The following is a 6,639-nucleotide window of genomic DNA, read 5'->3' as shown; positions in this document are numbered from 1 at the left end:
TGGCTTAAAAGGACAGCGCCATATGCTGAGTATCAGGCACTTACGGGGATAGGTCACTCAGAAGTGACGTTGGGTTAGTAAAACCAATATTTACAATTCTTCATTTGAAATCTATTCATATTCAGTGTAACTTTCGAGCGCACCATTAATATGATCTTAGAAACAGGGGGGGAACCTATCAAGCGATCAATAGGAATATTCGATATCAGCAGTCGATGTCCGCTTCGGTGTAATCATTGTTATTATTATACCAATATTCAGGAAATTCCTACAGAACTGCCCGATGCAATATACTTGAAAAAGCTTAAACTGGTTAGAGACCGGTACGAGATACAATCCGCTTTCTGGGTAGGCGGTGAGCCGTTGCTAAAGTTAAACTTGCTAAGAGAGGCTATAAAACTTTTTCCGAGAAACGCTATTGCTACTTCGGGTATTTTACCTATTCCCGAAGATCTAAACGCCTCTATCTTAATTTCAATTGACGGTTCCAAAGCTATTCATGATTCTATACGCGGCAAAGGATTGTACGCAAAGACCATGAAACAAATAAAAAAGATGCCTCCGAAATCATTCGCAATTTTCACCGTTCTCACCTCTGAATCGATAAAACAGATCGAAGCATTACCCGATCTGATGGATCGTACCCAAGCGCAGGGAATTTTGGTTGGATTTCAAGTGTCAGGGACGAATGGTTCTTCTCAACTGAAGGCGGAATCACGAGAAATGGCGGTGAATCTGCTTCTTCAATTAAAGATAAAAACCCCGGAAGTATTACTTAACACCGAAAAATCTCTTGAGCTTTTCAGACCATCTCGTCAAAGAGCTGTAGAGATGAATTGCATTTACAAAAGTTCAGCCATTTCTTTTGATGTCCGATTTAAGATAAAAGAACCTTGCACTTTTGAAGGGAATGCGGATTGCAGTTCGTGCGGATGTCCGCTGGTGATGATACAAGAGGCTAAGAGGAGGGGAGATAAAGAGAGTGATATATTATTGCATGCACTATTTCCGAATCGCATTAATTCAATGTCGTAACTTTAATTTCACATAGTATTTCCCAACAGTGAGAATGTCGTTATTCATGTATTGCAAAAGTAAGAATTCATATCATTCATAACCATAATTCTCCTATTAAAAAGGTTATGTATCATGTTGAAAATAAAAGATTTAAACATACTAATACCTAACTTATCACGTTTTTGGCACAATATTTGGACTTTATATAATACGCTCGTTGTTTTAATAGTGATGAATGGATAAAAAAATACCTATAAAGTCGGCTAATAGAAGTTTAATAGTTTTAGGAACTGTTGCAAACACATCAGGATGGTAATGGATATTCAATGACTTTTGACCGAATAATATCTGAATGTAGAAGAAAAGTCGAATCACCTTTTCAAGAGATCAACAAGTGGAAGAAGAAGAGTAGAACAGGGTTAGCTGTAGGAACCTTCCCTGTTTATACACCTTGGGAGATTATTGACGGCTGCGGTATGTTCCCGATAGGGATATTCGGAGGAGGCTCCGATATTGAAATAGAATATGCTGATTCGCTTATACAGTCTTTCATCTGTTCCATAGCACGCAGCACTCTTGAAGTCGGACTCAAGGGAAAACTGAAGGATGTGGATGCCATGGTATTTCCTTCGATATGCGATGTTTCAAAAAATTTGAGCGGAATTTGGGAAAGGAATTTTCCCAATCTCCAGGTTGAATTCATTCATCTGCCACAAAATATGTATTCAGAAAGCGCAGTAGATTATCTGGTTCACGAATATAAACGACTTGCTGATAATCTGTGCACAATGAACGGTTCTACACCGAAGGAAGATTCAATTCTCGAATCCATATCTGTATATAATGAGAATAGGGCTAAGCTTCGGGAGCTTTACGAGTTTAGAAGTAAAGAACCTTGGAATTTGTCAACATTAGAATTGTACATAATAATTCGATACGGCACACTCGTTCCCCAGTCCGTTTTCTCGGAAACTCTTGACAAGTTATTGGAATCTGTATTGTTGAGAGATAAGGGAGAAAGAGACAGCGTAAGAGTCATATTAGAAGGTTCATTCTGCGAACAACCCCCCTTGGATATGCTTCATCTTCTTGAAGAGGCCGGCTGTTATATCGTGGACGATGATCTGTTGGTAGGATACCGCTGGTTTATGGAGGATGTTTCAACTGAAGGGTCTCCTTATAGGAATCTTGCTGAAGCTTATATCAATCTGAGTTATCCCTCTTCAGTAAGACATGACGGTAATCGTTCGAGAAGCGACCACTTATTGGAAAAAGTTGAAAAAAACGCTGCCGCGGGAGTGCTGTTTTGCGCCGCAAAGTTCTGCGAGCCGGCTCTGTTCGATTATGTACTCTTAAAGGATGCGCTCGAAAAGAACGATATTCCGTATCTGTCATTTGAATTTGAAGAAAAAATGGGGGTATTTGAATCTATTAAGACTCAGGTCGAGACTTTTGTAGAGTCTATACTTTTCTTTTCATGATGGACGAAATTAAATTTAAATATCAAGGTGTTGCCCGGACTTATCAACGTGAGTTGCTTGATAACTGGTATTCGGGAATATCTTCTGCGAAGGAGAAAGGCGAAAAAGTCGCTTATCTCTTTATTAGCGGGAACATAGCCGAACTATTGAGGGTATTCAATTTTCACCTTGTATATCCCGAAGTGAACGCTCTGCAATGCGGAGTGAAAAAGGTCGCCGGCGATTTTATCATGAAAGCGGAAGATGTAGGATATTCTTCCGATGTATGCGGATATGTAAAAAATGATGTAGGTCTTATATTGTCCGGCAACAAAGGTCCGTTCGGGACACTTTCTCCCCCTGACCTGCTCGTATGCACCTATTCAGGATGTATGACCTATGTGAAATGGTTTGAAGCATTAGCAAAAACTTACGGAGCCGAATTATTCATATTGGATGTGCCGTATTTGAGAGAGGGAAAACCCACAAAAGGTGATATGAAGTATATATGTTCGCAACTTGAAGAACTCATCGAGGTATGCGAGCGGAAGACCGGTATACAATATGATGAAGACAAGTTGAAAGAGATTCTCGGAAATTCCGTAAAGGCCGAAGATCTTTGGGTAGACATACTACAGTCAGCGAAAAATGAACCGTCTCCTTTTGATGCGTTTTTTGAAGCAGTCTTTTTCATGGCGCCGATCTATGTACTTAGAGGAACCGAAGAATGCGTCGAATATTACCAGAAGGCAAAATTAGAAATTGAAGAACGAATACAGCATAAAACCGGTCCGATTCCGGAGGAAAAATTTCGTATCGTAATGGAAGGACCTCCCCCATGGCCCCATTTCAGAAGCTTTTGGGAGTTATTTAAAAAGTGGGATGTATGTGTCGTTGCATCCACTTATTCAAAGGTCGGCGGCATTTGGGATTTCGGATTCAGGCATGATCCATCTCGACCTCTCGAAAGCATAGCCGAATACGCAACGAATTGCTATACCAACTATAACTGGAAAATGCGCTCTGAAATGATAAAAAGCTATATTGATGATTACCACGCAGACGCTCTTGTCATTCATTCGGTAAAAAGTTGCAGGGCATTTTCTGTCGGTCAAGCGGATGCGAGAGAGCGGTTCATCAGGGAGTATAATGTTCCAACGCTCTTCATCGAATCGGATCTCGCGGACCCGAGATACTTCTCAGAAGCGCAGATGCGAAATCGGATCGACGCATTTTTTGAATCACTCGAACATAGAAGGTTGGTAGAAGTTTGAGGATAAATTTATGATAGTGGCAGGAGTAGACGTAGGATCCACCGCGACAAAATCAATTCTGATGAACGAAAACGGTGAAATTATCGCGCGTGGATTAACACATACGGGCGCGAATGTTGTAAAGGCGGCTGAAAGGGTATTCAATCAAGCGCTGAAAATGGCTGATGTGGAAGAGTGGGACATAGCCTACACTGTGGGGACAGGGTACGGTCGATTCCGCGTACCGTTCGGAGATACGCAGATTACGGAGATAAGCTGCCATGCGAAAGGCGCTCACTATCTTCATCCCGGAACACGCACTATTCTTGATATAGGCGGTCAAGATACAAAAGCAATTAAAGTCGGCCCGAAAGGTGAAGTGATTGATTTCTGTATGAATGATAAATGCGCTGCGGGAACCGGAAAGTTTCTCGAAGCCGCGGCAAAAGTTATGGACATCTCTCTGGACGATTTGGGAGTAATATCTCTAAAATCAAAAAAACCATTGAGGATAACCAACGTTTGTACCGTCTTTGTTGAATCGGAAATAATCTCTCATCTCGCCTGGGGTAAGAAACCGGAAGATATTCTCAGAGGCGTGCACAATTCGATTTCGGGAAGGAGTTCATCTCTGTTGCGGCGGGTCGGATTGGAACCGGAGCTTACGTTCACCGGTGGAGTGTCAAAAAATATAGGGATGGTGGCGGCGCTGAAAGAAAAATTAAAATTAAAAATTAATGCCACTGAAGACTCACAATATACCGGAGCAATTGGGGCAGCGCTCTTCGCTCTTGAACGAGCATCAATAAAATCGGTTACAACTAACTAAATGGAATTCATCGGAGGCATAGACGTTGGTTCGCGAGTGACGAAAGCAGTCGTGATTGACAAAAAGGGAAAGATTCTCGGCAGAGGAACCACAATGACGGGAGCATATTTAGCCCAATCAGCGGAAACGGCATTGAATAAAGCGTGTCAAATTGAAGGTATTAGATTTAATGAAATAGAATATATAGCAAGCACAGGTTTCGGGCGGTATCAGGTTCCGTTCAGACATATTCAGATTACCGACATCACAAGTAATGCGTTCGGCGCATTGTATATCTTTCCCAAAACCCGTTGTATTATTGATATAGGCGCAATGAACGCGCGAGCCATGAAAATCAACGAAGAGGGAAGAGTCTTAAAATTCCGTATGAACGATAAATGCGCTTCCGGCGCAGGCCGCTTTTTGGAAAGAGTGGCGCTTGCGCTTGAACTCGAGTTAGACGAAATAGGAAGTATCTCTCTTGGTTCGAAAAATCCACAGACTATCAGCAACATCTGCGCTGTACTCGCTGAATCCGAAGTTATTAATCTCGTGACCAAAGGTGTTGACGTAGAAGATATTGTTCAAGGCGCTCACAAATCCATTACCGATAGGATAGTGGCGCTGCTACGGCAGGTAGGAATCGAAAACGAGATCACTCTTACAGGCGGAGTGACGAAGAACGTAGGGATGATAAAAGCTCTGGAGGAAAAACTTGAAGCGCCGTTAAACGTAAGCGCAGACTCGGAATTTGCCGGAGCGATAGGCGCAGCGCTTTTAGGCATAATGCGGCTTGAAAAGAAAAACCTTGCTGAAAATTAGCAAGAAAACTTATTAAAGGAAATATAATGGAAGAATTCACTCCAAAGACAGCAGAAGAACTTGATTTGAAAGAAATCGGTTATGAAAAATCTGATGGTGTGGCGACAGTTACCCTAAACCGACCGCATAACTACAACGCATATAGCACAGGGTCTCTTATCGAGCTTGCAAAGGCTTTTAACGATGCGTCCTATGACGATTCAATCGCGGTTATAGTGATGACCGGAGCCGGTAACAAAGCATTTTGCACGGGTGGAGATCTGAAGGAATATGAAAAATTATACACCAAAAGACCGCACGATTATTGGAAGTATATGGGATTGTTCCGAAGTTACATCGAAAGTATCATGAACAACGGTAAACCCACTATTGCGCGCCTGAACGGTATCGTTGTTGGCGGGGGTAACGAATCGCAATTGGCTTGTGACCTGTCTATCATTGCTGAGCATGCTTACATAAAACAGGTAGGCACAAGCGTAGGTTCTGTAGCGTGTGGAGGAGCTACCCAATGGCTTACTCTATTTGTCGGTGACAGACGGGCAAGAGAGATCCTTATGTTCAATGAACCTATCTCCCCAAGCAAAGCGCTTGATTGGGGACTGGTAAATCAGGTCGTTCCTTCGGTAACAAAAGACGGAGAATTTATAGAAGGCGCAAGCAGTGAAGAGATAAGAATGGCACTGAAAGAAGAAAACGGGTATGCGATCGACTTGACCAAACTTGATGAAGCGGTTGAAACGATGACCGATAAACTCAAAGACAAGTTCTATGAATGTACCCGATATACGAAACAGCAAATGAATTTCTTCAAAGATTTCGCCTGGCACAGCACAATCGGACACGCGCGGGATTGGCTAAGCCTGCACTTCACCTCCTTGGAGCCATATGAAGGAATGACGGCATTCGTTGAGAAACGACAACCGCGTTACAAAGAGCTCAGGGATAAAATGGCAGATGGCGGTTCTATTGAATTTCTATGGGGTCCCTACGAACACGAATGTCCAAAATGTAATGCGAAAGGCATCCCGTCTGAATTTGAATACTGCGGTAAATGCGGCTCAAAACTCGATCTGAATGGTTCTTCTTAAAGATAAAAAAGCTCTCATAACCGGTGGTAGCACAGGTATCGGCGCTGCGATAGCCATCGGATTTGCCCGTCATGGAGCAGATGTGGCAATAACGTTTGTTGGAGAGAAAGAAGATGCCGCCGAACTATCTGCACAAATATCATCTCTCGAAAGAGAATTTATTTCGATTGAAGCCGATGTAACTGACTATA

The 6,639-nt window shown here is 42.5% G+C and carries 7 protein-coding genes; all 7 read left to right on the top strand.

Going from position 1 to position 6,639, the window contains the following annotated elements:
* Positions 1-150 precede the first annotated feature (150 nt).
* A complete protein-coding gene (locus tag IIB39_11065; protein ID MCH8929238.1) occupies positions 151-1,035 on the top strand; it encodes a hypothetical protein in 885 nt (294 codons plus the stop codon).
* A gap of 275 nt (positions 1,036-1,310) precedes the next feature.
* Positions 1,311-2,498 carry a 2-hydroxyacyl-CoA dehydratase gene (locus IIB39_11060; GenBank protein MCH8929237.1) on the top strand — a complete coding sequence of 396 codons (1,188 nt, stop codon included), beginning with the start codon at positions 1,311-1,313 and terminating at the stop codon, positions 2,496-2,498.
* Positions 2,495-3,751: a 2-hydroxyacyl-CoA dehydratase gene (locus tag IIB39_11055; GenBank protein ID MCH8929236.1), complete on the top strand. Its 1,257-nt coding sequence runs from the start codon at positions 2,495-2,497 to the stop codon at positions 3,749-3,751. Before IIB39_11060 ends, IIB39_11055 begins: the two co-directional genes overlap by 4 nt.
* A gap of 10 nt (positions 3,752-3,761) precedes the next feature.
* The gene (locus IIB39_11050) at positions 3,762-4,559 is read left to right on the top strand and encodes a 2-hydroxyglutaryl-CoA dehydratase (protein MCH8929235.1); all 798 of its coding nucleotides are present in this window, start codon (positions 3,762-3,764) and stop codon (positions 4,557-4,559) included.
* Positions 4,560-5,360: a 2-hydroxyglutaryl-CoA dehydratase gene (locus IIB39_11045; GenBank protein MCH8929234.1), complete on the top strand. Its 801-nt coding sequence runs from the start codon at positions 4,560-4,562 to the stop codon at positions 5,358-5,360.
* A gap of 26 nt (positions 5,361-5,386) precedes the next feature.
* Positions 5,387-6,448, top strand: a complete 1,062-nt coding sequence (locus tag IIB39_11040; GenBank protein ID MCH8929233.1) for an enoyl-CoA hydratase/isomerase family protein — start codon at positions 5,387-5,389, stop codon at positions 6,446-6,448.
* The coding region (locus IIB39_11035; protein MCH8929232.1) for an SDR family NAD(P)-dependent oxidoreductase at positions 6,435-6,639 on the top strand (205 nt) is incomplete at its 3' end. The genes IIB39_11040 and IIB39_11035, both read left to right, overlap by 14 nt.

The sequence above is a fragment of the Candidatus Neomarinimicrobiota bacterium genome (genome assembly GCA_022573815.1).
Lineage (GTDB): Bacteria > Fidelibacterota > SORT01 > SORT01 > SORT01 > JACZTG01.
This window is presented reverse-complemented; position numbering and strand designations above follow the sequence as displayed.

Excerpts from the sequence above, each read along its gene's own strand:
- IIB39_11040 (MCH8929233.1), top strand. The coding sequence starts at position 5,387 with ATGGAAGAATTCACTCCAAAGACAGCAGAAGAACTTGATTTGAAAGAA.
- IIB39_11045 (MCH8929234.1), top strand. The coding sequence starts at position 4,560 with ATGGAATTCATCGGAGGCATAGACGTTGGTTCGCGAGTGACGAAAGCA.
- IIB39_11050 (MCH8929235.1), top strand. The coding sequence starts at position 3,762 with ATGATAGTGGCAGGAGTAGACGTAGGATCCACCGCGACAAAATCAATT.
- IIB39_11065 (MCH8929238.1), top strand. The coding sequence starts at position 151 with ATGATCTTAGAAACAGGGGGGGAACCTATCAAGCGATCAATAGGAATA.
- IIB39_11055 (MCH8929236.1), top strand. The coding sequence starts at position 2,495 with ATGATGGACGAAATTAAATTTAAATATCAAGGTGTTGCCCGGACTTAT.